Annotated in this window: 24 protein-coding genes; 15 read left to right on the forward strand and 9 right to left on the reverse strand. The window is 72.4% G+C overall.

From position 1 onward, the window contains the following. Positions 1–35 precede the first annotated feature (35 nt). From ACYUD3_RS10520 to ACYUD3_RS10530, 3 genes are all read right to left on the reverse strand, one after another. Positions 36–1,913 (reverse strand): pectinesterase family protein, encoded by a 1,878-nt coding sequence (locus ACYUD3_RS10520; protein WP_470967139.1) that lies wholly within the window; start codon positions 1,911–1,913, stop codon positions 36–38. 194 nt (positions 1,914–2,107) lie between these two features. Next, positions 2,108–4,399, reverse strand: a complete 2,292-nt coding sequence (locus ACYUD3_RS10525; RefSeq protein ID WP_470967142.1) for an ATP-binding protein — start codon at positions 4,397–4,399, stop codon at positions 2,108–2,110. Next, complete coding sequence (locus tag ACYUD3_RS10530; RefSeq protein WP_470967144.1) at positions 4,389–4,808, reverse strand: Rrf2 family transcriptional regulator; 420 nt, start codon at positions 4,806–4,808, stop codon at positions 4,389–4,391. Before ACYUD3_RS10530 ends, ACYUD3_RS10525 begins: the two co-directional genes overlap by 11 nt. A 111-nt stretch (positions 4,809–4,919) precedes the next feature. On the opposite strand from ACYUD3_RS10530, the gene ACYUD3_RS10535 reads away from it, so the two are divergent. Together ACYUD3_RS10535 and ACYUD3_RS10540 are read left to right on the forward strand one after the other, a co-directional pair. Further along, the gene (locus ACYUD3_RS10535) at positions 4,920–5,564 is read left to right on the forward strand and encodes an NAD(P)-dependent oxidoreductase (RefSeq protein WP_470967147.1); all 645 of its coding nucleotides are present in this window, start codon (positions 4,920–4,922) and stop codon (positions 5,562–5,564) included. A gap of 113 nt (positions 5,565–5,677) precedes the next feature. Beyond that, entirely contained in the window at positions 5,678–6,676 is a 999-nt protein-coding gene (locus tag ACYUD3_RS10540; protein ID WP_470967149.1) for a zinc-dependent alcohol dehydrogenase family protein, read from the forward strand. A gap of 10 nt (positions 6,677–6,686) precedes the next feature. Here ACYUD3_RS10540 and ACYUD3_RS10545 read toward each other — a convergent pair whose 3' ends face one another. The 4 genes from ACYUD3_RS10545 to ACYUD3_RS10560 are packed head-to-tail and all read right to left on the reverse strand — an operon-like array spanning position 6,687 to position 9,992. Next, a complete protein-coding gene (locus ACYUD3_RS10545) occupies positions 6,687–7,817 on the reverse strand; it encodes an ABC transporter substrate-binding protein (RefSeq protein WP_470967151.1) in 1,131 nt (376 codons plus the stop codon). Positions 7,818–7,840: 23 nt separating this feature from the next. Next, a complete protein-coding gene (locus ACYUD3_RS10550; RefSeq protein WP_470967154.1) occupies positions 7,841–8,152 on the reverse strand; it encodes an EthD family reductase in 312 nt (103 codons plus the stop codon). Beyond that, the gene (locus ACYUD3_RS10555) at positions 8,149–8,994 is read right to left on the reverse strand and encodes an LLM class F420-dependent oxidoreductase (RefSeq protein ID WP_470967157.1); all 846 of its coding nucleotides are present in this window, start codon (positions 8,992–8,994) and stop codon (positions 8,149–8,151) included. Before ACYUD3_RS10555 ends, ACYUD3_RS10550 begins: the two co-directional genes overlap by 4 nt. Next, a complete protein-coding gene (locus ACYUD3_RS10560) occupies positions 8,991–9,992 on the reverse strand; it encodes a zinc-dependent alcohol dehydrogenase family protein (protein WP_470967159.1) in 1,002 nt (333 codons plus the stop codon). The genes ACYUD3_RS10555 and ACYUD3_RS10560 overlap by 4 nt, the downstream gene beginning before the upstream one ends. A gap of 172 nt (positions 9,993–10,164) precedes the next feature. On the opposite strand from ACYUD3_RS10560, the gene ACYUD3_RS10565 reads away from it, so the two are divergent. From ACYUD3_RS10565 to ACYUD3_RS10605, 9 genes are all read left to right on the forward strand, one after another. After that, positions 10,165–11,160 carry a zinc-dependent alcohol dehydrogenase family protein gene (locus tag ACYUD3_RS10565; protein WP_470967162.1) on the forward strand — a complete coding sequence of 332 codons (996 nt, stop codon included), beginning with the start codon at positions 10,165–10,167 and terminating at the stop codon, positions 11,158–11,160. A 68-nt stretch (positions 11,161–11,228) separates the two neighbouring features. After that, the gene (locus ACYUD3_RS10570) at positions 11,229–11,597 is read left to right on the forward strand and encodes an ArsR/SmtB family transcription factor (RefSeq protein WP_470967164.1); all 369 of its coding nucleotides are present in this window, start codon (positions 11,229–11,231) and stop codon (positions 11,595–11,597) included. 41 nt (positions 11,598–11,638) lie between these two features. Continuing rightward, positions 11,639–12,496, forward strand: coding sequence for an SCO3242 family prenyltransferase (locus tag ACYUD3_RS10575; protein ID WP_470967166.1), 858 nt, complete (start codon positions 11,639–11,641; stop codon positions 12,494–12,496). A 677-nt stretch (positions 12,497–13,173) separates the two neighbouring features. Then, a complete protein-coding gene (locus tag ACYUD3_RS10580; protein WP_470967429.1) occupies positions 13,174–13,950 on the forward strand; it encodes a sugar phosphate isomerase/epimerase family protein in 777 nt (258 codons plus the stop codon). 61 nt (positions 13,951–14,011) lie between these two features. Beyond that, a complete protein-coding gene (locus ACYUD3_RS10585) occupies positions 14,012–14,746 on the forward strand; it encodes an EboA domain-containing protein (RefSeq protein ID WP_470967167.1) in 735 nt (244 codons plus the stop codon). A gap of 1 nt (position 14,747) precedes the next feature. Continuing rightward, positions 14,748–15,350 carry a TatD family hydrolase gene (locus ACYUD3_RS10590; protein WP_470967169.1) on the forward strand — a complete coding sequence of 201 codons (603 nt, stop codon included), beginning with the start codon at positions 14,748–14,750 and terminating at the stop codon, positions 15,348–15,350. A 2-nt stretch (positions 15,351–15,352) separates the two neighbouring features. Next, positions 15,353–16,219, forward strand: coding sequence for a metabolite traffic protein EboE (gene eboE / locus ACYUD3_RS10595; protein ID WP_470967172.1), 867 nt, complete (start codon positions 15,353–15,355; stop codon positions 16,217–16,219). A gap of 23 nt (positions 16,220–16,242) precedes the next feature. Continuing rightward, complete coding sequence (locus ACYUD3_RS10600; RefSeq protein WP_470967174.1) at positions 16,243–17,430, forward strand: cytochrome P450; 1,188 nt, start codon at positions 16,243–16,245, stop codon at positions 17,428–17,430. 81 nt (positions 17,431–17,511) lie between these two features. Further along, on the forward strand, positions 17,512–17,667 hold the full coding sequence (locus ACYUD3_RS10605) for a hypothetical protein (protein ID WP_470967177.1): 156 nt from the start codon (positions 17,512–17,514) through the stop codon (positions 17,665–17,667). 6 nt (positions 17,668–17,673) lie between these two features. Here the strand turns inward: ACYUD3_RS10605 and ACYUD3_RS10610 are convergent, their stop codons facing one another. Beyond that, positions 17,674–19,005 (reverse strand): helix-turn-helix domain-containing protein, encoded by a 1,332-nt coding sequence (locus ACYUD3_RS10610; RefSeq protein ID WP_470967179.1) that lies wholly within the window; start codon positions 19,003–19,005, stop codon positions 17,674–17,676. Positions 19,006–19,085: 80 nt separating this feature from the next. Beyond that, a complete protein-coding gene (locus ACYUD3_RS10615) occupies positions 19,086–20,093 on the reverse strand; it encodes a LacI family DNA-binding transcriptional regulator (protein WP_470967182.1) in 1,008 nt (335 codons plus the stop codon). 372 nt (positions 20,094–20,465) lie between these two features. Here ACYUD3_RS10615 and ACYUD3_RS10620 point away from each other — a divergent pair, with 372 nt between their 5' ends. The 4 genes from ACYUD3_RS10620 to ACYUD3_RS10635 all read left to right on the forward strand — a co-directional run bounded on the left by ACYUD3_RS10620 (position 20,466) and on the right by ACYUD3_RS10635 (position 25,277). Continuing rightward, complete coding sequence (locus ACYUD3_RS10620; RefSeq protein ID WP_470967183.1) at positions 20,466–21,734, forward strand: ABC transporter substrate-binding protein; 1,269 nt, start codon at positions 20,466–20,468, stop codon at positions 21,732–21,734. A gap of 913 nt (positions 21,735–22,647) precedes the next feature. Beyond that, positions 22,648–23,520, forward strand: a complete 873-nt coding sequence (locus tag ACYUD3_RS10625; protein ID WP_470967186.1) for a carbohydrate ABC transporter permease — start codon at positions 22,648–22,650, stop codon at positions 23,518–23,520. 16 nt (positions 23,521–23,536) lie between these two features. Continuing rightward, a complete protein-coding gene (locus tag ACYUD3_RS10630) occupies positions 23,537–24,391 on the forward strand; it encodes a carbohydrate ABC transporter permease (RefSeq protein WP_470967189.1) in 855 nt (284 codons plus the stop codon). A 34-nt stretch (positions 24,392–24,425) separates the two neighbouring features. Beyond that, the gene (locus ACYUD3_RS10635) at positions 24,426–25,277 is read left to right on the forward strand and encodes a glycoside hydrolase family 43 protein (protein ID WP_470967191.1); all 852 of its coding nucleotides are present in this window, start codon (positions 24,426–24,428) and stop codon (positions 25,275–25,277) included. The last annotated feature ends 18 nt before the right edge of the window (positions 25,278–25,295 follow it).

A 25,295-nucleotide genomic window follows, 5' to 3' on the forward strand; every position in this document is an offset into this window, starting at 1 on the left:
CGCCCTTTTGTACAGCGCCGCCCCACGTCTCGGGTTCAGCCCACCGGGTTCCAGTTGTCGGTGCCGGCCAGGTACCGCTGTGCGGTGAAGCCCGCCGCCTCGGAGTCGGTCATCTGGGGCGCGTTGGCGCCGGTGCCCGCGCCGGGGCCGGAGTTGCGGTACTCCTTGAAGCGGGCCTGGGTCCAGGAGTAGTCGGTGGTCATGTCGGTCCACGGGTGGGCGGAGGTGATGCCGGAGCTGACCGTGGTGTCGCGGATCACGGCCTGCGGCGAGGCGTCGGCGGTGTTGTGCCAGGGGCGGCCGAGGTACATCGTGTTCGCGGGGACGCCGTTGGTGAAGATCGTGCTGCCCGTGACGAGGATGCCGTACGTCTTGCTCTTGTCCGTGTTCGGCGCCAGGACCGTGCCGCCGGCCCAGTCGCGCAGCGCGATGTTGCAGCGGTCGAAGACGGCGGTGGCGTCGCCGAAGATGAAGTCGATCGCGCCCTCGATGTAGCAGCCCGCGAAGTACTGCCGGGTCTGCACGGTGGGGCCCAGCGCCTTGACCAGCACCGTGTCCTGACGGGCGATCATCCGCACCCGGCGGAAGACCTGCTGGTCGCTGAGCGCGGCCACCGCGACGGCCTGCGTGGAGAACTGGTCGACCTCCGGATGCCGCGCCGGGTCGAAGGAGTTGACGACCGTGAGGTCCTCGACCGTGACCTTGGCCCCCCTGAAGGTCGCCACCGCGCTGCCCTGCGTGCCGTACGGCTGCCCGGTCGCGGGGTTGATCATGCCGTGGGCCCGGTCGGCGGTGATGACGACGTCGGCGGCGTTCCCGGTCAGCCCCTTGATCACCGCCCCCGCCGTGGCGAAGGTGGCCTCGATCACCTCGTTGTAGGTGCCCGCGTCGATGAGGATGACGGCGTCGGAGACGTTGTCGGGGATGCCGTCGATCGCGGCCTGCACGGTCCCGAAGTCGCCGAGGCCGTCCTGGGAGACGTACAGCGTGCTGGCGGCCTCGCTGAGCCGGCGGCCCGTGGTGTCGGCCTCGGGGTAGGCCAGCATGACCGCGCCGGCGATGGCCGCCCCCGTCGCGAAGACGATGCCCGCGCCGATCTCCAGCGGCGCCGTCAGGACGGCGACCCCGGCGGCGACCGTCGCGATGAGCACGGCGCTGATCCTGGCCCAGTTGTTGTGGTGCGCGATGTGCGCGGCGGTGATGGTGATGCCCGCGCCGCGGCCGAACGCCGTCACGGTCTCCGCCGCCTGGTTCCTGAACCGGGTGGCCTCGGCGACGGCGACGATGATCTGGAGGATCGACTGCGCGGCGAGCCGGATGGGGGTGTCGCCGGCGACGTTGAGGGCCAGCACGCTGTTGCTGAGGCTCTGCGGGCTGATCGTCATGCCGTCGCGGGTGGCGCCCTGCTGGGCCAGGGCGTTGTAGTTGGCCAACCCCTCGAAGCGCGTGTTCGTGTTCGCGCTGGTGGCGCCGGGCAGCTGGACGCCGGCCTCCAGCGTGTAGAAGTCGCCGAGGGTGACCGTGCCGCCGCCGTCCTCGAGGCCTTCCCGCCAGCCCATGACGTAGGCGTCCGAGCGGCGCATGAACACCCGCAGGAACGCGGGGTGGCTGTCGGCGTGCACGTCGACGGTGATGTAGTTGCCGGTGTTGTTCCGGTCGGTGACGTCGACGGGACGGCCGCCCTCGGGGACGACCCGGCCGGAGCTGAGGGCCGCGCGGATGCCGTTGAGCATGGCCGCGTATCCGGTCCGCGCGTCGGCGGGCTCGCTGCTGATCCGCCAGGTGACGTCGGCGCCGGCCGCGGCGACGGCGGCGGGGGCGGCGAGGGCCAGGGCCCCGGTCGCCACCATGGTGACGGCCGTCGCGGCGGTGAGGAACGATCTTCTGGAAAGGCCGCTGGGAAGCGTTGACAACGTTATCTCCCGGTGGCCGCGCTGCGGCGGCCCGCTCGGAGGGGTGCGCACATCTGCCGGGTCCGGGCGCGGGTGCTCCGTTGCCTGCGGGGACGCTCTCGGCGTGCGTTTGACGCCGCAAGACTCCGTCCCGGCGGCTGGCCTGGGCTATCGGTACTTCTGCCGATCCGGGCCCCGCGCGCGGACCTCCGTACTTATACGGAGTCGCCCTGGTGGGCCGTCCACCAGGAGGCGACGCCGGCGCGCGAGCCGCAGCCGAGCTTCGCCAGGATGTGCTCCACGTGCGTGTGGACCGTGCGCGGGGAGCGGCCGAGCGCCGAGGCGATCTGCCGGTTGGTCAGCCCCTCGGCGACCAGCGCGGCGACCTCCCGCTCCCGCCGGGTCAGCGGGCCGGCGGCGGGGTCCGGGCGGGCGGGCGCGGGGTCCAGGGCGTGCGCGAGGGCCTCGGCCATGCCGCGCACGCCTTCGCCCCGGGCGAGCGCCTTCGCGTGCCCGGCCGGGCCCAGGGCGCGGACGACGGCCTGTTCGCACTCCTCGTGGTACTTCCGGTGGCCGGGGTCGCGCGCGGTGACGGCGATGCCGGTATCGCGCCACAGCGAGCGCGCCACGCCCAGCAGCCGGCCCGCCCGCTCGTGGCCGCCGTCGGCGGCGGTGATCCAGGCGAGCTGCTCCACCATCAGGGCGGCGCCCACGCAGTCGTTGAAGGGGCGCAGGGTCTCCAGCGCGCTCCGGGTCAGGGCCTCTGCCTCGGCCCGGTCGCCGTGGGTCCAGGCGCGCCGGCCCAGCGCCATCAGAAGGTGGGCGCACCCCCACCGCTCGCCGACGGCCCGGTGCGCGGCGACCGCCCGCGCACCGGTCTCCGGCGCCCTCGGGTCCCCGGCGAGTGCCTGTACGACGGCCAGGACGCCGAGCCGGCCGGTCGCCTCGCTCTCGTCGCCGAGCGCGGTGTGGGCGGCCAGCGCCGCCTCGCAGTGCGCCATGGCCTGCTCCGGCTCCCACCGGTACAGCGCGGCCAGGCCCCGCAGACCCCGCGCCTCGGCGAGCAGCGCGGGCCGCGCCAGCCGTCCGGCCAGCTCCTCGGCCTCGCCCAGCCACCGTTCGGCGGCGGCGAGTTCGCGCTGTGCGAGGGTCACCGCGGCGACGGCCACCAGAGCGCGGGCGCGGGCCTCGGTCGCTGCGGGCGCCGCCTCAAGGGCCCGTTCGAGCTGCCGCCGCCCCTCACCGAGGAATCCGCCGGCGAGCCAGTGGTGCTTCAGGGCGGCGGCGAGGAGAAGGGCGCGCTGGGGGGCGTCGGGGGTGGAGAGGTTCGCGTGCCCCAGCGCCGCCAGCAGATTGCCGTGCTCCCCCCGCAGCCTGCCGAGGATCTCCGGCTGGCGCGGGCCGAACCAGTCCGCGGTCAGGTCTTCGGCGAGGGCGCGGTAGTAGTCCCCGTGCCGGCGTTCGAGAAGGCCGCGTTCGCCGGACTCCTCCAGGCGTTCCGTGCCGTAGCGGCGGATGCACTCCAGCAGCCGGTAGCGCGGCGGGCCCTCGGCGCCGCCGCGTTCCACGAGGGACTGGGTGACAAGGCGGTGGAGGAGTTCCGGCACCTCGTGGGCGGCCAGGTCCCCGTCCGCGCAGACCTGTTCGGCCGCCGCCAGGTCGAACCCGCCGGCGAACACCGTCAGCCGGCTCCACAGCAGCCGCTCGCCCGGGCCGCACAGCTCCCAGCTCCACTCGACCGCCGCGCGCAGGGTGCGGCGGCGGGCGTCGGCGGTGCGGCTGCCGAGGGCCAGCAGCCCGAACCGGTCCTCGACGCGGTCCGCGAGCTGTTCCACGGTGAGGGTGCGCAGCCGGGTCGCGGCCAGCTCGATCGCGAGGGGCACCCGGTCGAGTCCGGCGCACAGCCGGGCCACGGCCGGCCGGTCGGCGTCGGTGATCCGGAAGCCGGGCTGGAGGGCGGTGGTGCGCTCGCGCAGCAGTTCCACGGCCTCGGGCTCCGGCAGTACGCCGACCGCGAGGACGTGTTCCCCGGCGGGCCCCAGGCTCTCCCTGCTGGTGGCCAGGATGCGCAGGTCGCTCGCGGCCGACAGCAGGCTCGCGGCCAGCTCCGCGCAGGCGTGCACCAGGTGCTCGCAGTTGTCGAGGACGATCAGCGCGCGGCGCCCGGACAGATACGCGGCGAGCCGGCCGACGAGGAGGGGGGTGCCCTGGTCGGCGACGCCGAGGGCGGCGGCCGTCGCGCAGGGCAGCGCCGCCGGTTCGGGCACGGCGGCGACGTCGACCAGCCAGACCCCGCCCGGGAACGCCGCCGCCGAACCGGCCGCCGTCTCCATGGCCAGCCGGGTCTTGCCGACCCCGCCGGGCCCGGTGAGCGTCACCAGCCGCGCGCGCTCCAGCAGTCCGGTGAGCCGCGCGATCTCGTGCCGCCGGCCGACGAAGCTGCTGAAGGCGACGGGGAGGTTGCCTCTCACCGCCGGTGCGGCGGCCGGCCCTCTGTCACCGCTCATCACTGCGCCGTACGTCGGCGATGGTGGTCCCGGCGAGTTCGGCGAGCAGCGCCTTGTGCGCGCGCCGGTCGATCGCGAGGAGGTTGCGGTGGACGCGCTGGCCGACGTCGCAGTCGGGCAGCGGGACGTGGACGCCGAGGAGCGGGTCGTCGCCGTTGAGGGCGAGCCAGACCTCGGCCAGGTCGATCCGCTCGGGCTCGCGTTCGAGCATCCAGCCGCCCCGGGGTCCGGGCTGGGAGCGGACCAGTCCGGCCGTGCGCAGGTGGCCGAGGACGCGGCGGGCGTGCGCGGCGTTGGTCGCGGGGCTCACGGCGAGGGACTGGGAGTCCTGCCATGCGCCAGGCGTTCCGGCCAGCAACGTGAGCAGGTGGACGCCGACCGCGAACTGGGTGTTCGTGGGCTGGGCCATGCGCCCATGGTAGGGCCTGCCGTCTAAATCGTATGTACGGGTGTTACAGTTCTATTCGCATTCACCGCAGTTACAGATATGCGGCGGACATCTCCCCGAGAGGCATTCCCCATGGCTGTCATCACTGTGTTCGGCGCCACCGGCTACGCCGGAGGGCACATCACCGACGAGGCGCTGCGCCGCGGGCACGAGGTCGTCGCGGTCAACCGGTCCGGTTCCGCCGAGGCCCGTCCCGGTGCCACCCCGGTCGCCGGGTCGATCGCGGACGAGGCCCTGCTGCTGGACCTGGCGGCCAAGTCCGACGTGCTCGTCGTCGCCGTCCACGGCAGCCAGGACGGCGAGCCCTTCCTGCTGCCGCTCGTCCCCTCACTGCTCGAAGCGGCCGTCAAGGGCGGCGCCCGGATCGGCGTGGTGGGCGGCGCGGGCAGTCTGCACGTGGCCGAGGGCGGGCCGCGGCTGATCGACACCCCCGACTTCCCCGACGCGTACAAGGCCGAGGCCGGTTCGCACGCGAAGGTGCTGGACGCGCTGCGGGCCGCCGGCACCGAGGCGGACTGGTTCTACGTGAGCCCGGCCGCCGAGTTCGGCGCGTGGGCCCCCGGCGAGCGGACCGGGACCTTCCGGCTCGGCGGTGACGTGCTGGTCGCCGACGCCGAGGGCAGGTCGTCCGTCTCCGGCGCCGACTACGCGATCGCCTTCGTCGACGAGATCGACGAGCCGGCGCACCGCCGGGCGCGGTTCACCGTCGCGTACTGAGCCGTCGCGCATCAAGCCGTCGCGCACCGATCCGCCGCCTCCCGGACCGATCTCCTTTGATGGTCGTCATACTATGATGCCCGTCAAGATGACTAGGCGAGGAGGCGTCCCCTGTGGCGACCGTGGTGAGGTTTCACGAACTGGGCGGCCCCGAGGTGCTGCGGCTCGAGCAGCACGACCTCGGGGCGCCCGGCCCCGGCGAGGTCCTGCTCGACGTGGAGGCGATCGGCCTGAACCGCTCGGAGGCCAACTTCCGGCAGGACCGCTACCTGGACCGGGTCAGGTCGCTCCCCTCGGGCCTCGGCTACGAGGGCTCCGGCCGGGTCCGCGCCACGGGCCCCGGCGTCACCGGCTTCACACCGGGCGACACGGTGAGCGTCCTGCCGGTCTTCGCCCAGTCCCGCCACCACATGTACGGCGACCAGGCCGTCGTACCGGCGTCCGCGCTGGTGCGGCGGCCCGCCGCGGTGGACGCGGTCACCGGGGCGGCGACCTGGATGGCGTTCCTGACCGCCTACGGGGCGTTCGTCGAGGTGCTCAGGCCGCGGCCCGGTGACCATGTCGTCATCACCGCCGCGACCAGCAGCGTCGGGCTCGCCGCGATCCAGACGGCACTGCGGCTCGGCGCGGTCCCGGTCGCCACCACGAACAGTCCCGCCAAGAAGCGGGCGCTGCTCGACGCGGGCGCCGCGCATGTCGTCGTCACCGGCCGTGACGACCTGGCGGCGACCGTCCTGGAGCTGACCGGGGGGCGCGGCGCCGATGGTGTCTTCGACGCGGTCGCGGGGCCGGCCGTCGAGGAGCTGGCGCGGGCGACGCGGCGCGACGGGGTCATCCTCGTGCACGGCTCCCTGTCGGGGCAGCCCACTCCGCTGCCGGGGCTGAGCCTGATGCGGCCGGTGTTCACCCGCCCGTACACGCTCTTCGAGTTCACCGGTGACGCCGAACGCCTGGACCGGGCCCGGCACTTCATCACTTCCGGGCTGGTCTCCGGGGCGTTCCGGCCGGTCGTCGACCGCATCTTCGACCTGTCGGAGGTCGTCAAGGCCCATCAGTACCTGGAGTCCGGCGCCCAGTTCGGAAAGATCGTCCTCACGGTCGCCGGACCCTGAGGCGGGCGGGTCAGGCGCCGGGGCGCAGGCCCAGTACGCCCGGGGTGGGGGCGCCCTGCACCTCGCCGAAGTAGAGGGCGAAGGTCTGCTTCAGCCGTTCCACCTCCGCGCGGTCGGCCATGAAGCGGGGGAAGCCGTCGAGGTCGGCGTTGGGGTACTCCCAGACCGGCCTGAGACCGGCGGGCGGGGCGATGTCGGTGCGCACCGACCAGCCGTTGAAGGAGGACCGCTGGGTCGCCTCGGACAGCTGCCAGTTCAGGTACAGCTTGGCGGCGGCGGGGTGCGCGGCCTGCCGGAGGACGGCGGCCCGCTGGCCCCACGCCATGAAGGGGGCGTCGCCGGGGTCCGGCAGCACCCACTTCACCGGGCCCGTGGACAGGGGTGCGCCGGAGCCGCCGACGCCGATCGCGTACCGCCCGGCGGCCACGGCCTCCGCGGGCGAGTTGCTGCCCCGCGCGAACCTGACGTCCTGCCCCGCCAGCCGGGCCGCCCACTCCCAGCCGTACGCGCGGACGTACAGCGAGTAGAGGAAGAGGACGGCGTCGTCGTCGTGCGGGTAGGAGGAGGCGACGCGGCCCTTCCAGCGCGGGTCGAGCAGGTCGAGCGGGGAGCGCGGGACGTGCGGGCCGGCCGCCTCGGGGCCGTACATGAAGCTGAACGCGATCGCCGCGACGGCGACCCAGGCGCCGCGCGGGTCCTTGAAGGCGTCGTGGACCTGGGCGAACCCGGCCGGCTTGTACTCCAGCAGCCGCCCCTGGGCCTTCCAGCGCACGAAGTCCTGGAGGGTCTGGAGCTGGACGACGTCGGGGAGCGGCCGGCCGGTGGCGAACTGGTTGTCGATGCGGGCGTCGTGGTACTTGCTGTAGTCCACGATCATCTTCAGGTCGATGCCGGGGAAGCGCTTGAGGAAGGCGGCCTTGGTGCCGTCCTGCTGGGTCGGGGTGTCCCCGCCCGCGTAGACGACGAGCGCGCCGCCCTCGGCCAGGGCCGCCCGGTACAGCTCGTCGAGCGGCCTGGTCTCTTCCCGGGGTTCGGGATGTCCGGTGCGGGCCGAGGCGGACGGGGCGCCGAGAACTGCGGCCCCGATCGTCGCACCGGCCCCGACGGCGAGCAGCCGCCGCCGGCTGGGGGAACTGGGCATGGCTGGGAAGCCTTTCCGAATGGCTAGACCAGCACTTCGCTGATCATCATGACGGGCTGGACGTCGGTGAAGTTCGCGAGGTCGGCCTGGATGGCGGCGAAGTGGGGGGCGTACGCCTCCTGCATGGCCTCGGCCGACTCGAAGTACAGGTGGCCGCAGGCGACGTACGGCGCGGCCTCGTCGGGGGAGCCGCCGGCCAGGCCCTTCTCGGCGGCCAGGGACTTCAGGGCGGGTCCGAGGCTGCGCCGGACGAACGGCAGGTGGCTGTCGGTCCAGTAGGCGAAGTCGAAGCGGGCGCCGGGGGTGTTCGGGTAGAGGAGCGATGCCTTGATCACGGGAGGTTCCCTTCGGAGAGGCGGGTGCCGAGGGTGAGGGCGATGCGGTCGACGGTGCGGGTCATGTCCCGGGTGTCCTGCGGGCGGACCCAGAAGAGGACCCGGTCGACCCCGGCGGCCTCGTACGCGTCGACGTCCTCCAGGTCGCCGCCGAAGAGGGTGACCGGGATGGGGGCGTCGGAGCCGGGCTTGCGGGCGGTGCGCTTGAACTCGGCGATGTGGTCGAGGACTCCGGGGCGGAGCATGGGGATCCACTCGTCGCCGTAGGCGAGGACGCGCCGGGCGACGTTGGGGCCGTTGCCCGCGACGAGGATCGGCGGGTGGGGCTTGCGGACCGGCTTCGGCCAGGACGTGATGCGGTCGAAGGCGACGAACTCGCCCTGGTAGCTGGCGATGTCGCGGGTCCAGATCTCCCGCATGGCCTCGACGCGCTCGCGCATGACCTGCCAGCGGTCGTCGGGGTTGGTCCCGTGGTTGCGCATCTCCTGGTTGATCCAGCCGGGGCCGACGCCGAAGTGCATCCGGCCGCCGGACAGGACGTCGACGGAGGCGACCTCCTTGGCGGTGACGATCGGGTCCCGCTCGGTCACCAGCAGGACGGCCGTGCCGATCTGCAACGTGGTCGTGGCCTGCGCGATCGCGCCCAGGGCGACGAAGGCGTCCATGCCGTTCTTGAACTCCGGCGCCAGGTTCATGACGTCGTAGCGCTCGGGGGTCACGGCCGGGATGTGCGTGTGGTCGGGCATGAACAGCGACTCGAAGCCGCGGTCCTCCAGGAGCCGCCCGAGGTCGCCGGGCGGGATGGCCTCCTGGGTGGGGAACATGATGAAGCCGTACTTCATCGGCCGGCCCCTCCGACGGTCACGACGATCTTGCCGACCTGGACGTTGGACTCCATGTAGCGGTGTGCCTCGGCGATGTCCGCGAGGTCGAAGACGCGGTCGACGACCGGCTCGAAGGAGCCCGAGGCGAGCCCGGCGCGGACGAACGCGACGGCGCGGCGCAGCCGCTCGGGGTCCGTGGTGACCTCGAAGAGCGTGTACGTGCTGGTGCTCAGCGCCGGGAAGGAGTGCGCGTGGGGCAGCGGCGTCGGACGCGGGTCCAGCGCGCCGTACACCACGAGGCTGCCGCCGGGCGCGATGCCCTGGGCGATCGTCTCGACGCCGGGGCCCGCGATCGGATCGAAGGCCAGCCGGACGCCCTCACCCCCGGTGATCTCCGCGATCCGCTTCGGCAGGTCCTCCTCGTCGGTGACGACGACGTGGGCGGCGCCGGCGTCCAGCAGCGCCTGCTTCTTGCCGGCGCCGCGCGTGGTGGCGATCGGGACGGCGCCGATGTGATGGGCGACCTGGATCGCGGCCAGGCCGACGCTGCTGGAGGCGGCGGTGATCAGGACATGGTCCCCGGGCCGCACGTGCCCGGACTCCGCCAGCGCCCCGTAGGCGGTGAGGTACGCCATCCACACGGCCGCCGCCTTCACCGGGTCGGTGCCGGCCGGGAGCGCGACGACGGCCGCGGCGGGGATCAGCACACGGTCGCCGTAGGTCCCGTACTCGCTCTGGAGGAAGGCGGGTACGACGCCGACGGTGTCGCCCGCGGCGAGCCCGGTGACGTCCGCGCCGACCGCCTCGATCACGCCGGCCGCCTCGTAGCCGAGGGTCGAGGGGAAGACGGGCTGGTAGAAGTAGCCGCCCTCGCGGTACATGACCTCGGCCCGGTTGAGCCCGATCGCGGCCACCCGGATGAGGACCTCACCGGCGCCGGGGGCGCCCACCTCGACGTCCCGGAGCGTGAGGACCTCGGGGCCGCCGGTGCGGTCGAACTGTACGTGCGTCGCCATGAGTCTGCCTGTCTGCGAGGAGGGGGGGTTGGGTGCACCGGATCGCCGGTGCTGCCCTGGAGTCTGCCAATGATTTCGATGAGCGTCAAACTTTGACGTTAATAGAAATTTGACAGCCCTCGAACCTTCTGGCGTACTGGAGAGCGTCCCCCCTCACGATTTGGAGCCTCCCGTGACCAGAAACGTCCGCTTCCACACGACCGGTGACGCCGATGTGCTGTGCCTCGACGAGGTGGAGGTGCCGGCGCCCGGGGCGGGCGAGGTGCGCATCCGCACCCGCGCGCTCGGCCTCAACCGCGCCGAGGTGATGTTCCGGACCGGCCAGTACGTGGTCGACCCCGTCTTCCCGTCCGCCATCGGCTACGAGGCGTCCGGTGTCGTGGACGCGGTGGGCCCGGACGTGCGGCACGTCACGGCGGGCGACGCCGTGAGCGTCGTGCCGGCGTTCGCGATGACCGACTACGGGGTGCACGGCGAACTGGTCCTCGCGCCGGCCGACGCGGTGGTGAAGCACCCGGCCTCGCTCTCCTGGGAGGAGGCGGCGGCGGTCTGGATGCAGTACGTCACCGCGTACGGCGGTCTGATCGACATCGCGGGGCTGCGGGCCGGGGACACCGTGCTGCTGCCGGCCGCGTCCAGCAGCGTCGGCCTGGCCGCGATCCAGGTGGCCCGCATGGTCGGCGCCGTTCCCGTCGCCCTCACCCGCACGAGCGCCAAGCGCGACCAGCTGCTCGACGCGGGGGCCGCCGCCGTCGTCGCCGCGCAGGAGGAGGACGTCGTCGCCCGGGTCCTGGACCTCACCGACGGCCGGGGCGCGCGGGTCGTCTTCGACCCGGTGGGCGGTCCCGGGGTCGCGCAGCTCGCGGCGGCCACCGCGCCGGGCGGCGTCATCGTCAACTACGGCGCGCTGGACCCGCGCGACATGGTCCTGCCGGTGATGGACGTGCTGGGCAAGCATCTGACGCTGCGCGGCTACGAGCTGTTCGAGATCACCCAGGACGCCGAACGGCGGCGCGCGGCCGTGGAGTTCGTCCTCGACGGGCTCGCGCGGGGGGCGCTGCGGCCGGTGATCGACCGGACGTTCCCGCTCGACGAGATCGCGGCGGCGCACCGGTATCTGGAGGCGGGGGCGCAGGTCGGAAAGATCGTCGTGACGATTCCGGCGTGACCGTGGCCCGGCGGGGCGGGGCGACGAGGGGGGCACCTAAGGGTGCGTCAAGAAGGGTACCGAGGGGCGTGCCGCATCCGGAGGTCTCGGAGGTCTCGCTCCAGCGGTTCCTGGAGGCGCTCGTGGACCCCGTCCGGCGTTCGGTGGTGGCTCAACTGGCTTGTGCGGACGGGGACTTGAGCTGTGGGACGTTCGAGGCCCCGGTGTCGCGGTCGACGCTGACGCACCACTTCAACGTGCTGCGGGAGGCGGGGGTGATCCGGCAGTACTACGTGGGGGCGACGAAGATGAACGCGCTGCGGACGGCGGAGCTGGAGGGGCGGTTCCCGGGGCTGCTGGAGGCGCTGACGGACGCTTCGTTCGCGGAGAGGATCGGGGGGAAGCCGGGAGAATCAGTGAACGAGCATCCTCAGATCCTTCACGATCTTGACAGTTGACTTATATGTGAACTTTCAAAGTGATCCTTTACGATCCGTGGATGCATTACCGCGAACCCCCCACCCAGTCCCCAACTTTCGTGGATCTGGCGGCCCTTGTGCGGATGCCGGCGGCGTTGAGCGTGCCCGGTGACGTCCTCGCCGGCGCCATGGCCTCCTCGGTCGCCCTCCACTGGGCCGGAATGGCGCTCAACGACTACGCCGACGCCGCCGTCGACGCGGTGGAGCGCCCCGGCCGCCCGGTGCCCTCCGGCCGCGTCCCGCGCCGCACCGCCCTCGCCGTCACCTCCGGGCTCACCGCCGCCGGCCTCGGGCTCGCGGCCCTGTCCGGCGGCCGGCGCGCGCTCGCCGCGGCGCTGCCGCTGACCGGGCTGATCTGGGCCTACGACCTGCACCTGAAGTCGACGCGCGTAGCGTCCGCCGCCATGGCGGGCGCCCGGACGCTGAACGTCCTGTCCGGCGCGGCCCCCGGCAGGCGCGCCGCCGCGCTCCCGGCCGCGCTGCTGGTCGGCGCGCACACCTACACCGTCACGGCGCTGAGCCGCCGTGAAGTGTCCGGCGCGGTGCGGAAGTTGCCTGCGGCGACTCTCGCGGGGAGCGCGGTGACGGCCGCAGCGGCGGTCGCGCTGCCCGCGCTGCGCCGCCGTGGCCGGTCCGCCCGGACGGGCGCCGCCGTGGGAGCGCTCGGCTACCTCGCCGCCTATGCCCCGGCGCAGATCAGGGCGGTGCGCGAGCCGTCAGCTCGGCATGTCCAGGGTGCCGTGGGCAACGGGATCCTCTCTTTGCTGCCGCTGCAAGCCTCGCTCACGGCGGGGGGCGGGGGGCCGGTGCCGGCCGTGGTCCTGGCGGCGGCGCATCCGCTGGCGCGGGTCTGGGCGCGGAAGGTGTCGCCTACGTGAGAGGGGATATTTCCTTTGCTGGTAGGGGGGTTGGGGCGGCGGTATCGGCGCTTGGGCGCGCTGGGGCAGGGCTTGGCTCGACGGCGTCCGCTGGGGCGGGGGTCGGCGCGGGGCTTGGTCCGGCGGCATCCGCTGGGGCGGGGGTCGGCGCGGGGCTTGGTCCGGCGGCATCCGCTGGGGCGGGGGTCGGCGCGGGGCTTGGTCCGGCGGCGCCGGCTGGGGCGGGACCCGGTCCGGAAAGTGCCGACGTAGGCCTCGACCCGGCGACACCCGCTGGAGCATGCCCCGGCCCGGAAGGCGTCTGCGCGGGGCTCGACCCGGCGGCACCGGCTGGGGCGGGAATCGGTCCGGAAAGTGCCAGCATAGGTCTCGACCCGACGACACCCGCTGGAGCGGAACCCGGCCCGGAAAGTGCCGACGTAGGCCTCGACCCAGCGACGCCCGCTGGAGCATGTCCCAACCCGGAAGGCGTCTGCGCGGGGCTCGACCCGGCGGCGCCGGCGCCCGGGCCGCAGCCCAGCGCTCCAGCCCCCGCCCGCGCCCGCGCCCGCACCCGCACCCGCACCCGCACCCGCACCGACCCCACCCCGGAACCCCGCCCCACCCCGACACCCCCCGACCGGCTCCGCTTCGGCTTCGGTACCAGCGGGTTCGCCCATCACCGGCTCGACGACGCGCTGGACGTACTCGCGGGCCTCGGCTACGACGCGGTCGGCCTCACCCTGGACCACGGCCACCTCGACCCGTACGCCACCGACCTCCCCCGCCAAGTCACCGAGCTGGCAAGGAAGTTGGACCGGCTCGGGCTCTCGGTCACGGTCGAGACCGGGGCGCCGTATCTGCTGGACCCCTGGCAGGCGCACGTCCCGACTCTGATGTCGGCCACGGACTCCGCGCGCCGACTCGATCTGCTGGCACGGGCGGTGCGGATCGCCGCCGAACTGGGCGCCCCGGCCGTCCAGTTGGCCAGCGGGCCGGCGCCGCGCGGGATGGCCGAGGCGGAGGCGTGGGAGCGGCTGGCCGAAGGCTGCGCGCGTCTCCTCGACCTCGCCGGGGCGCACGGCGTGGCGCTGGGGTTCGAGGCCGAGCCGTACCAGTTCGTCGGGACCGTGGGACGGGTGCTGGAACTGCGCCGGTACCTCGGTGACCCCGCGCTCTTCGGGATCACGCTCGACATCGGGCACGCCCACTGCGTCGGCGAACTGCCACTGTCCGACTGCGTCGCGCTGGCCGCGCCGTACCTGGTCAACGTACAGATCGAGGACATGCGGCGGGGTGTGCACGAGCACCTCGAACCCGGCACCGGGGAGATCGACTTCCCGCCGGTGCTGGCCGCGCTGAAGACCGCCGGCTACCGGGGTCCGGTCTCCGTGGAGATCCAGGCCGCGTCCCTGGACGCCCCCGAAGTCGCCCGCCGTTCCCTGGAGTTCCTGAAGGCCGCCGAACCCTTCTGACGTTTTCTCTTCCCACCACCGCCGTACGGCTGCCGCCGTATCCCCCACCGGAGGTACCCGCGTGTCCACCCACACCCCTGCCGCCCTCGACCCGTTCCTGTTCCTGACCCCGGCCGCGTCCCGCTGGCTGTCCGGCGCCACCGACCGGGTCCGGCGGGACCCGAAGGCGGTCCGTGACCTCTTCCCGGCCGTCGGCCGCCGCTGCGGCCGCGCGCCGCTCGGCTCCGGCTGGACGGTCGCCGACTCGGCCCGCGCCCGGCTGCTGACCACCCTCACCCTGCGCGGCGGCGCCCTCGCCGAGGAGCTCACCGCCCTGCACCGGTACGGCGACCCCGCCGAACAGCGGGCGGTCCTGCTCGCGCTGCCCCAACTGGACGCCGCCGACGCCTCGTTCGCCGACCTGGGCCTGCCGCTGGTGCGCGCGGCCCTGCGCGGCAACGACACCGGGCTGATCGCGGCGGCCGTAGGCCCTTACGCCGCCCGCCACTTGGACCAGGACGGCTACCGGCAGGCCGTGCTGAAGTGCGTGTTCTGCGAGATCCCGCTGGCCCGGGTCGCGGGCCTCGCCGAGCGCACGGACCCCGAACTGGCCCGGATGCTCGCCGACTTCGCGCACGAGCGGGTCGCGGCCGGCCGGGACGTGCCCGCCGGCGTCTGGCCCCTGCTGCACCTGCACCCCGGCACGCTGGAGGCGTCCGGACTGCCCGCCGAGACGGGCGCGTCCGCGCCCGACCGCCGGGCCGCGGCCGTACGCGCCCTCGCCGCCTACTCCGCCGCCGCGCCCGCGGGAGCCTGAGTTGCGTATCTTCGACCCCCACATCCACATGACCTCACGCACCACCGACGATTTCGACACGCTACTGGGCTGGGAGCCCTACCGGGCCGCGCAGTTCGGTATCCAGCACTTCTGCACGATCGCCCTCAACCCCAAGGAGGCCAACGACCCCCGCTGCGCAGGGGTGTTGGACCTCCTCCCCCGCTATCTCGCCAAGGACCGCGTGGTGGCCGTCGGGGAGACCGGGTACGACTCGATGACCCCGGCGGAGGACGAGGCGGCCGGTACTAGGCGCACTCTCGACAGCGGCTGCTGGGCCGGGTTCTCCGTCTACCCGCACACCAAGATGAGCGAACACCGCATGGTGCGCATCCTCCAGGAGCACGGGACCGACCGGGTGCTGGCCAACTCGGCGGCGGACTGGGGGCGTTCGGATCCGCTGAAGACGCGGCGCACGGCGGACGCGATGCTGGCCGCCGGGTTCGGCGCGGACGCCGTGGACAAGGTGATGTGGCGCAACCCGGTCGCGTTCTACGGCCAGAGCGGGCACCTCGACCTTGAGGACATCAAGCCCGACGACACGGCCTTGTTCGAGGGCAACTCCGTCAAGCGCGGCGGAGAGTGACCGTGCGCTTCCGGCATCCCGACGGTACGACCGTCCACCTCGGCTATTGCAGCAAGGTCCACCAGGCGGAGGACCTCGACGGGGTCGTCGCCCAACTCGCCCGCTACGCCGAGCCCGTTCGCGAACGCCTCGGTGCCGACCAGCTCGGCGTCGGCCTGTGGCTCACCCGCGACGCCGTGACCGAACTCGTCGGCGACGAAGCCCAGTTGGCCAGGCTCCGGGACGAACTGCGGCTGCGCGGGCTGGAGACGGTCACCCTCAACGCCTTCCCCTACGGCGGCTTCCACCGCGAGGTCGTCAAGAAGGACGTGTATCTGCCCGACTGGACCGATCCGGACCGGCTGCGCTACACCGTCGACTGCGCCCGCGTCCTCGCCGGGCTGCTCCCCGACGACGTCCGGCGCGGGAGCGTGTCGACGCTGCCGCTGGCCTGGCGCACCCCGTGGCCGCCCGGCGCCGGGGACACCGCCCGCCGGGCCCTCGACCGGCTCGCCGCCGAACTCGCCGCCGTGGAACGGGAGTCCGGCCGTACGGTCCGGGTCGGTTTCGAGCCGGAGCCCGGGTACGTCGTCGAGGACACCGTCCAGGCCGTCCGTGAACTCGGCGGCCTGGACCCGGAGTTCCTGGGCGTCTGTCTGGACACCTGCCATCTCGCCGTGCAGTTCGAGAACCCGGCGCAGGCGCTGCGCCGGCTCGCGGAGGCGGGGCTCCCGGTCGTCAAGGTGCAGGCGTCCAGCGCCCTCCAGGCCGACGACCCCACCGACCCGCAGGACGCGCCCGTACTCCTGTGCTCGCGCCCGGACGCCGCGCGCGAGGAGATCGACGCGACGGACGTCAAGAGCTTCCTGCTCGGCCTCGCCGCTTCCTAGCCACCCCCCAACAGGAGCCCCCCATGCACCAGAACACCCCGCCGCCCCTGCCCGGCGGCCGTCCGCTGTTCGACCCCGCGCCGGAGTACGGGCGGTGGATCACCAAGCGGCCCATGGCGCGGATCACCCTGTGGGGCGATCTGCACCCCTGGCTCGTGACCCGCAACGCGGACGCCCGCGCCGTCCTCTCCGATCCGCGGTTCAGCTCGCGCGACACCAGCCCCGGCTTTCCGGGGCTCCAGCCGACGCCGCCGCCGGTCACGCCCGGCCAGCTGTTCGCGATGGACCCGCCCGACCACACCAGGCTGCGCCGGATCCTGATCCCGGAGTTCGGCTTCCGCCGGATCCAGGAGATGCGGCCGGCGATCCACCGCATCACCGGTGAACTCCTCGACGGCCTCGGCAAACAGGGCCGGCCCGCCGATCTCGTCGAGCACTTCACCCTGCCGCTGCCGCTGCTGATCATCTGCGAGCTGCTCGGGGTGCCGTACGCGGACCGGGACCTCGTGCACCGGCACGCCGCCGCGTTGGCGACCGTCGACGCGGGGCCGGCGGCGATGCGGGGCGGCTGGGCCGCGCTCTTCGGCTATCTGCGGGAGCTGCTGGAGGACCGGACCCGTACCCCCGCCGACGATCTGACGAGCAGGATCGCCACCGAGCGGGTCGCGACCGGTGAGGCGAGCGCGTCCGAGGCGGCCGGGCTGCTCGTGCAGCTGCTCATCGCCGGGCACGAGACGACGGCCGGCATGCTGTCGCTGGGTGTGATCGCGCTGCTGCGGAACCCGGAGCAGCTCGCCGCGCTGCGCGAGGGCACGGCCGACGTCCCGAACGCGGTGGAGGAACTGCTGCGTCATCTGAGCGTGGTCCATATCGGGCTGCGGCGGATCGCGACCGAGGACGTCGAGGTCGGCGGGGTCACCGTGCGGGCCGGGGAGGGTGTCGTCATCGCGATTCAGGCGGCCGACCGTGACCCCGAGGTCTTCGCCGACCCCGACCTGCTCGACCTCGCCCGGGACGCCGGCCGGCATCTGGCCTTCGGCCACGGCTTCCATCACTGCGTCGGGCAGTCGCTGGCCCGCGCCGAACTCCAGGTCGCGCTACCGGAGTTGTTCCGTAGGCTGCCGGGGCTGCGGCTGGCGGCCGATCCGGAGGAGCTGGCGTTCGCGGGGCGCGCGGTGCACGGAGTGCGGGCGCTGCCCGTCACTTGGTGAACCCCTCCCCTTTCCGGAATTCATAAACAACCCGATTACCGTGAGCAATACGCTCGTACAGCACTGAAAAAGGAGCATCACATGCGTATAAATCTCTCCGGGCGCGTCGGCCGTCTCATCGGTCTCGCGGCGCTCGTCGGTCTCGTCTCCACCCTGGCGCTGGCGGCTCCCGCGCCCGCGAGGACGGCGGAGGTCCGGGCCAGCGGGACGCCGTTGTGCTGCGGCGTCAACACCTGACGGGGCTCAGGCCTGGGTCGGCGCGTTGACCTGTGAGCGGCGCCAGCCCATGCAGCGCATTCCCTCGCGGTAGGCGTGCAGCGCGCGTTCGTGCTCGCCGCTCGCCTCCAGCATCTCGGCCAGTTCGGCCCAGGCGAGACCGGCCTGCCGGCCCATCTCGGACGCCTCCAGCATCAGGGCGCCGCGCTCGCAGGCGGCCTGCGCGGCCTTCTGGTCGCCGCGGGCGAGATGGGCGGCGGCCAGTTCCGTCAGGGCGCGGGCGGCCTCCAGGCGGTGCTGGGAGCCGAGGAGTTCCAGGGCGTGGGCGGCGCGGCGGACGGCCTCGTCGGGGTCGCCCAGGATGAGGTGGGTGCGGGCCATGGCGGTCTCGCAGTACGCGAGGTCGACGTTGCTGCCGGACTTGGCGAGGCTGCGGGCGGCCTGGTCGAGGAGTTTCCTCGCGGCCTGGGCGTCGGGCCGGTCGGTCTTCAGCAGGAGGCTGGCGTAGGCATTGCGCAGCCGGGCCAGGGCGCGTTCGTCGTCGCCCTCGGAGTAGATGGCCAGGGCGCGTTCGACGAGCATGAGGGAGTCGGCTCGTTTGCCTCGCTTGTTCATGACGACGCTGGCGTTCCAGTAGGCGGCGCCGAGCGCTTTGCGGTCGTCGGTCTTCTGGGCCCGCTCGATGGTCCGGGCGGCCAGGTAGGCGGCGCGGCTGAGGTCGCCGCGCTCGTAGTGCAGGCCGACCAGGGTGGAGGCGATCTCGACGCTGTGCAGGGTGGCGGGGACGCCGAGGGTGTCGAGTTCGGTGAGGACGCCTTCGGCCAGGTCGATGGCGTGCGAGAGGTCGCCCAGCTCCCGGTAGCAGCGGCACAGCGGGACGACGTAGGCCAGCGAGGACACGCGGTCGGGGGCGCGCAGGGAGTCCTGGCGCAGGCCCTCGTAATGTTCCACGGCCTCTTCGAGCCGGCCGCTGAGTTCCAGGCCGCGGGCGACTCCCGACTCGGCGCGGTACCAGAGGTCGGGGTGCTCGGTCTTGTGCGCCTTCTCCTGGACCTCGCGGAAGGAGCGCAGGGCGGAGTCCGGGTCGCCGTGGTGGAGGGCCATCTCGGCGTAGCGCAGGGTGAGTTCGACGTCCTGGACCTCGACGTGGCCGACGTGGCCGAGGAGTTCGGCGGGGTCGCAGCGCAGGCGGTCGGCGAACTGGCGCAGAACCTCGGCGGACGGGGTGCGCTTCCCGGCCTCGACGAGGGAGACGTAGCTCGGTGAGAGGTCGGGGCCCGCGAGGTCGGCCTGGGAGAGGCCCGCTTCCCGGCGGAGCCGGCGGATGTGCGAACCCAGCTCCTTTGGATCCGCCGCCACGCCCTGCTCCCCGGATAGAAACCGAATTACTCCAGAAGGAAACAGTAAGTCAAGTTTCACTGTCAAGATGGCGGCGGCGCTTACCCCACCGGCCCGGTCGAGTTGCGCAGCACCAGCTCCGTCCCGACCTCCATGTGCTCCATCAGCAGCTTCTGCCCGTCGATCAGTGAGAGCAGTGCCCGGGCCGCCTTCTGCCCCATGTCGTGCAGCGGCTGGCGGACGGTGGTCAGGCCGGGGAAGCTCTGCGCCGCCTGCGGGAGGTCGTCGAAGCCGACGACCGAGAAGTCGGCCGGGACACTGAGCCCGAGCGCGCGGGCCGCGTCGACGGCGCCCAGCGCCATGAGGTCGGCGCCGGCGACGATCGCCGTCGGCCGGTGCTCGGTGATCAGCCGGGTCGCGGTGCGGAATCCGCAGGCGTAGGTGAAGTCGCAGGAGGCGATCAGGTTCGCGTCGATCTCCAGTCCCGCGAGCCGCATCGCGTCCTCGTAGCCCTGGAAGCGGACGGAGGTGCTCTCCAGGTCCTCGTCGCCGCGGAGGTAGGCGATGCGGGTGTGGCCGAGGTCGAGCAGGTGCTGGGTGCCCTGGCGCATGCCGTGGTAGTTGTCCACGGTCAGGCGGGGCAGCGGTACGTCCAGCCGGCGCGGGTCGATGATCACGCAGGGCAGCTGCCGGCGGCGCAGCAGCGCGAGCGTGTCGCCCTCCAGGACAGGGGCGATCAGCAGGAGTCCGTCGACGAGACCGCGGCCGAGGAACTCGATCCGGTCCTTCTCCCGCACGGCGTCGTGGTACGAGGCGTTGACGAGCAACTCCTGTTCCGCGCTGGCGAGTTCGTCGGCGACGCCGCGCAGGATCTCCAGGCCGTACTGGCTGGTGAGGTCGAGGGCGATGAGGCCGACGAGGCCGCTGCGGCCGGCCTTGAGGTTGCGGGCCGAGACGTTCGGGCGGTAGCCGAGCCGGTCGGCGACCTCCATGACTCTGCGGCGGGTCTCCTCCGAGGCGCCCGGCTTGCCGTTCACCACGTTGGACACGGTCATCGCGGAGACACCGGCCTCCTCGGCCACCTGCGCGATGGTCACCCGCCCTGCCACGTCCACTCCCTCTTCCGTCCGGCCTCGGTCGGGACCCCCGGGGAAACCTGCCGGGAACACCCAGGGGAACTGTAACGATAAGGCGGCGCCGATGCCAGGCGGCATCCTTCTGCGCCAAGGCACACACAGTGTCCACAGCCGGACACTTCGACCACGGAAAGTTACGTGTAGATGTCGCGTAAGTTTTGCGTTACAGTCCCGGTCCAGCGGCGCCCGCCATACGCCGCAACTCAGGCCCACCGGCCCTTCTGCCTACGTCAGCCCCGATACCCACACGGAAACGGGCTGGCCTGATCAACCACCAGCAATCCCCTGAGACATGACATGTCGGTGCGCTCCGCCACGGACCTCCGACTGTGGGCGAGGTATGCAATGAAGCATTCTGGGAGATACGTCGCGGCCGTCGGCTCGGTCGCCGCGCTGGCGCTGTCGCTGACCGCGTGCGGCGGCGGTTCGGACGGCGCGTCCAGTGACGGCACGGTCACCTTGCACGTGGAGGCGTGGAAGGGCGGCGGCGCGGAGCCGGCGAACGTCGCGGAGATCAACAAGGCGTTCGAGGCGGCGCATCCGAAGATCAAGGTGGACTTCGAGTACATCACCGCGAACGACACCTACACGCAGAAGCTCCAGCCCGAACTGCTGGGCGGCAAGGCCGGCGACGTCATCATGGTCGACACCGACAAGATGAAGAAGTGGGGTGCCTCCGGGTATCTCGCCGACCTGTCCAAGGAGTCCTGGGCGAGCCGGATCGCGCCCGACGCGAAGCCCTTCGCGCAGGCGGACGGCAAGACGTACGCCATGCCGATGGAGCTGATCGGTATCGGCATGTACGCGAACATGGAGCTGCTGAAGAAGGCCGGGATCACCGAGGTGCCCGCCGACTGGCCGGCCTTCCTCGCGGATCTCGGCAAGCTGAAGAAGGCCGGCATCACCCCGATATCCCTGCCCGACAAGGCGGGCTGGACCGGGAGTTCGGTGTTCCAGGCGAGCGGGTCGACGGTCGTCTACCAGAAGAACAAGCAGTGGGACGCCGACTTCGCCGCCGGCAAGGCGTCCTTCGACCCCGACTGGAAAGAGCCGCTGGACCAGCTGAAGGCGCTGGAGGACGGCGGGTACGTCGACTGGAAGAACTCACTCGGCGTCGACGAGTGGGCGCAGGGCGCGCAGGACTTCAGCGCCGGCAAGAGTGCCTTCTGGTACCAGGGCGCCTGGCAGGTCACCAACGTCAAGAAGGCCGGCTTCCCCGTCTCCTTCGCGCCCTGGCCCGGCGGGGCGGCGGGTACGAAGCCGAACGGCATGCTGTTCGCGGGCACCATGTGGGCGGTCAACTCCCAGTCCCAGAAGTCCGACGCGGCCCGCGCGTATGTCGACTTCTGGTCCCAGAACGCGAACCTCGCGAAGTATCTGGACGCCGAGCACGCGGAGTCCCCGTTCACCGGCGGCACGACTCCGGAGTCCACCGAGACCACGGCGTTCACCGCGGCGTTCAAGGACGGCCGCTACCGCATCCTCCCCTCCAACTCCTGGTACGGCACAGCAGCCGAAACGGCAACGGGCTCCAAGCTCCAGGCCTACCTCCTGGGCAAGGCGTCGGCCACCCAGACACTGAAGGACATCCAGAGCGCGGCTTCGGAGAAGTAGCGGAGCGGGGGGAGCGAACGGGGCTGAGCGGCTGGGGAGTTGGGCGGGCCGCAGCAGTTGGGCGGACCGAGCGGCCGGGTGACTGAGCAGTCGGGGAGCTGCGGCAGTTGGGCGGGCCGAGCGGCTGGGCAGTGAGCGGCGAGGTAGCCGGCCGGTCAAGGAGCTGCGGCAACTGGGCAGTTGGCCAACGGAGACAGCTGGCGAACTGGAGCAGCAACGCAAGCCCGGGCAGCCGGCCGGTCAAGGAGCTGCGGCAGCCGGGCAGTTGGGCAACGAAAACAGTCAGCGAGCTGGAGCAGCAAGGCAAGCCGGGCAGCCGGCCGGACAAGGAGCTGCGGCAGCCGGGCAGTTGGGCAACCGAGACAGCCGCCCGACCAGCAGCCAAGCGCCCCGCCGCCCCAGCGCCGCCCAACCTCCCCGCACCCGACACACGGTCAAGCCGCCGCCACAGCAGCGGAGTTCACCGCCGCCGAGTTCGCCAACCGAGACAGCCGACAACCCGGAGCAGCAAAGCAAGCGAGACAGCCGCCCGACCAGCAGCCAAGCGGCCCACCGCCCCCGCACCACCCAACCTCCCCGCACCCGACACACGGTCAAGTCGCCACCGCAGCAGCGGAGTTCACCGCCGCCGAGTTCGCCAACGCGGCTCATACGACCAGCAGCCCCCGCCCCCGGCGCACCCCAGCCTCCCCTGCCCCCGGCAACCCCGGCGCCGCCCACCCCCCTAGCCCCGCCGGCCCCGCCACACCCCAGCCTCCCTCAGCCCGCCAGCCCGCCAGCCCGCCAGCCCGCCAGCCCGCCAGCCCCGGCATACCCAACTCCGCCACCCCCGCACCCAGCCGCCCCCTCTCCCCCTGCTTCCCCGCTCCCCCGCTCCTCCCCCTCCCCTCCCCCCAGACCAAGGAGTTCCCCCGTGTTCCACAGACGGCGTGCCACCATGGTCGCCTTTCTTTTGCCGGCGATCGCCGTGTACGGCACGTTCATGCTGTATCCGCTGGCCCGCGGCGTCTATCTGAGCATGACCGACAGCCTCGGCGGACCGATCGCGCACTTCGTCGGGGCCGAGCAGTACCGGGCCATGGCCGACGACCCGGACGTCAGCGCCGCCCTGTGGCACACCGTGCTGTACGCGGCGGTCGTGGTGACCGCCCAGAACGCGCTGGGTCTGTTCTTCGCGAGCATGCTGTTCCGCCGCCCGAAGGTCCGCAAGGCGCTGAGCGTGGTGCTGCTGACGCCGACCCTGGTCTCCCCGGTGATGGCGGCGTTCATCTGGTCGTACCTGTTCGCCCCGGACGGCGGCATCAACGCGCTGCTGCGCCTGCTCGGCGCCGGCTCGCTGGAGCACGTATGGCTCGGCGACACCTCGACCGCCCTGTACGCGGTGGCGGCGGTCAACATATGGATGTTCGCGGGGTACTCCTGCGCGATCTTCCTGGCCGGCTACATGAGCGTGCCCACCGAACTCCTGGACGCGGCGGCGGTGGACGGCGCGAGCGGCTGGCGGCGCTTTCGCAGCGTGGAGTGGCCGATGCTGGCCCCCGCGCTGACGGTCAACGTGACCCTCAGCCTGATCGGCTCGCTGAAGGTCTTCGAGTTCCCCCTGGTCCTGACCAACGGCGGCCCCGCGGGCTCCACCGAGACCCTGACCACGCTGGTCTTCCGGAACGTGTTCGGCGGCGGGAAGTTCGCCCTCGGCATCGCGATCTCGGTGCTGCTCCTGGTGACCGTGGTCGTCCTGTCCAGCGCCACCTCCTCACTGCTCCGCCTGCGCGAGCGACGAATCTGACGGGCGGCAACCAGCCATGACCTCCAACTCCACCCCCCTGCACCGTACGTGGCGGCGCGCCGCCGGCCCCGTGGGCACCGTCCTGCTCTGCCTCGCCGTGCTGGTGTTCGTCCTGCCGTTCCTGTTCACCGTCGTCACCTCGCTGCGCACGGCCGCCGACGTGGCGCGCTCCCCGCTGGGCGTGCCGCACTCCTTCACGCTGAAGAACTTCTCGGACGCCTTCAGCCAGATCCACTACGGCCGCAGCGCCCTCAACACGCTGCTCATCACGGGCCTGTCCTGTCTGAGCATCACGGTGATCGGCTCGCTGGCGAGCTATCCGCTGGCCCGGATCACCCAGGGCTGGTCGACGTGGGTGTACCGGCTGTTCATCCTGGGCACGTCGGTCCCGGTCTTCGTCGTCGTCGCGCCGCTGTACCTGCTGATGCGCGATCTGAACCTGCTGGACAGCTACACGGGCGTCGTCTTCGTGTACACGGCGATGTTCCTGCCGGTCGCCGTCTTCTTCTACACGAGCTTCGTCCGCTCGATCCCGGTGGACCTGGAGGAGGCCGCCGCGCTGGACGGCTGCGGCGCGCTGCGCACCTTCTTCACGATCATCCTGCCGCTGCTGCGCCCGATCACCAGCACGCTGCTGACGTTCGTCTCCCTCCAGGTCTGGAACGACCTGCTGGTCCCGCTGGTCTTCCTCCAGGACCCGGACAAGCGGACGGTCATGGTGAACGCCTACTCGTTCATCGACCCGCACACCGTGCAGCCCACCACCCTCTTCCCCGCCGCGCTGCTCGGCGTGGCGCCGCTGCTGCTGATCTTCGTCTTCCTCCAGCGGCATGTGGTGGCCGGCATGTCCGCGGGCGCCGTCAAGTCCTGACCCTCCTTCTCGTCCTGGAAAGGACCCCCCACCGATGTACGTCGTGTCCTACTTCACCGACGCCGACGAAGCCCTGCACCTGGCCTACAGCCACGACGGCGAGGAGTTCACGGCGGTCGACGGCGGCCGGCCCGTGCTGCGGGGCTCGGTCGGCACCGGCAGACTGCGCGACCCTTTCCTCGGCACCGGCCCCGACGGGCTGTTCCACCTGCTGGCCACCGACGGCTGGACCAGCCCGTACATCGTCCACGCCACCTCCCCCGACCTGGTCGACTGGTCGGAGCAGAAGCTGATCCCGGTGATGGCGGAGGTGGCGGGCGCGCAGAACGCGTGGGCCCCGGAGTTCTTCCTGGACCGCGCGACCGGCCTGCACCACCTCATCTGGTCGTCGGTCGTGGCCCCCGGCGCCACCGCGCAGGACTACGAGCACGTCTCCCAGGACCACCGCATCTGGCACTGCACCACCGAGGACTTCCGTACGTTCTCGGCGTCCGCGCTGTTCTTCGACCCCGGGCACTCCGTCATCGACGCGACCGTGCGCGAGGCGGACGGCGGCGGTTTCCTCATGGCCTTCAAGGACGAACGCGGCGTCAACGACCTGGCCACCGCCCACAAGGACATCCACCTCACGACGTTCGCGACGCCCGGCGGCCCGTACTCCGCGCCGCTCGGGCCGGTCACGCCGTCGGTGGTGGAAGGGCCTTCGCTGTTCCGCCGGGGCGGCGACTGGATCATGATCTTCGATCACTTCCTCGAAGGGCGGTACGGGGCGGCGCGCAGCGAGGACGGCACCGCGTGGGAGCCGGTCTCCCTGGGGCTGCCGGCGGGGATGCGGCACGCGTCGGTGCTGGAGACGGCCGTCCCGGGCGCGCTCGCCGCGCGCTGAATCACGGACTCCGGGGGT

Source organism: Streptomyces sp. AMJ-169 (genome assembly GCF_055597585.1).

Bases quoted from the DNA above. Each gene is read 5' to 3' on its own strand.
- ACYUD3_RS10525 (WP_470967142.1), bottom strand. From the start codon at position 4,399: ATGAGCGGTGACAGAGGGCCGGCCGCCGCACCGGCGGTGAGAGGCAAC.
- ACYUD3_RS10530 (WP_470967144.1), bottom strand. From the start codon at position 4,808: ATGGCCCAGCCCACGAACACCCAGTTCGCGGTCGGCGTCCACCTGCTC.
- ACYUD3_RS10535 (WP_470967147.1), top strand. From the start codon at position 4,920: ATGGCTGTCATCACTGTGTTCGGCGCCACCGGCTACGCCGGAGGGCAC.
- ACYUD3_RS10545 (WP_470967151.1), bottom strand. From the start codon at position 7,817: ATGCCCAGTTCCCCCAGCCGGCGGCGGCTGCTCGCCGTCGGGGCCGGT.
- ACYUD3_RS10555 (WP_470967157.1), bottom strand. From the start codon at position 8,994: ATGAAGTACGGCTTCATCATGTTCCCCACCCAGGAGGCCATCCCGCCC.
- ACYUD3_RS10560 (WP_470967159.1), bottom strand. From the start codon at position 9,992: ATGGCGACGCACGTACAGTTCGACCGCACCGGCGGCCCCGAGGTCCTC.
- ACYUD3_RS10575 (WP_470967166.1), top strand. From the start codon at position 11,639: ATGCATTACCGCGAACCCCCCACCCAGTCCCCAACTTTCGTGGATCTG.
- ACYUD3_RS10600 (WP_470967174.1), top strand. From the start codon at position 16,243: ATGCACCAGAACACCCCGCCGCCCCTGCCCGGCGGCCGTCCGCTGTTC.
- ACYUD3_RS10605 (WP_470967177.1), top strand. From the start codon at position 17,512: ATGCGTATAAATCTCTCCGGGCGCGTCGGCCGTCTCATCGGTCTCGCG.
- ACYUD3_RS10620 (WP_470967183.1), top strand. From the start codon at position 20,466: ATGAAGCATTCTGGGAGATACGTCGCGGCCGTCGGCTCGGTCGCCGCG.
- ACYUD3_RS10630 (WP_470967189.1), top strand. From the start codon at position 23,537: ATGACCTCCAACTCCACCCCCCTGCACCGTACGTGGCGGCGCGCCGCC.
- ACYUD3_RS10635 (WP_470967191.1), top strand. From the start codon at position 24,426: ATGTACGTCGTGTCCTACTTCACCGACGCCGACGAAGCCCTGCACCTG.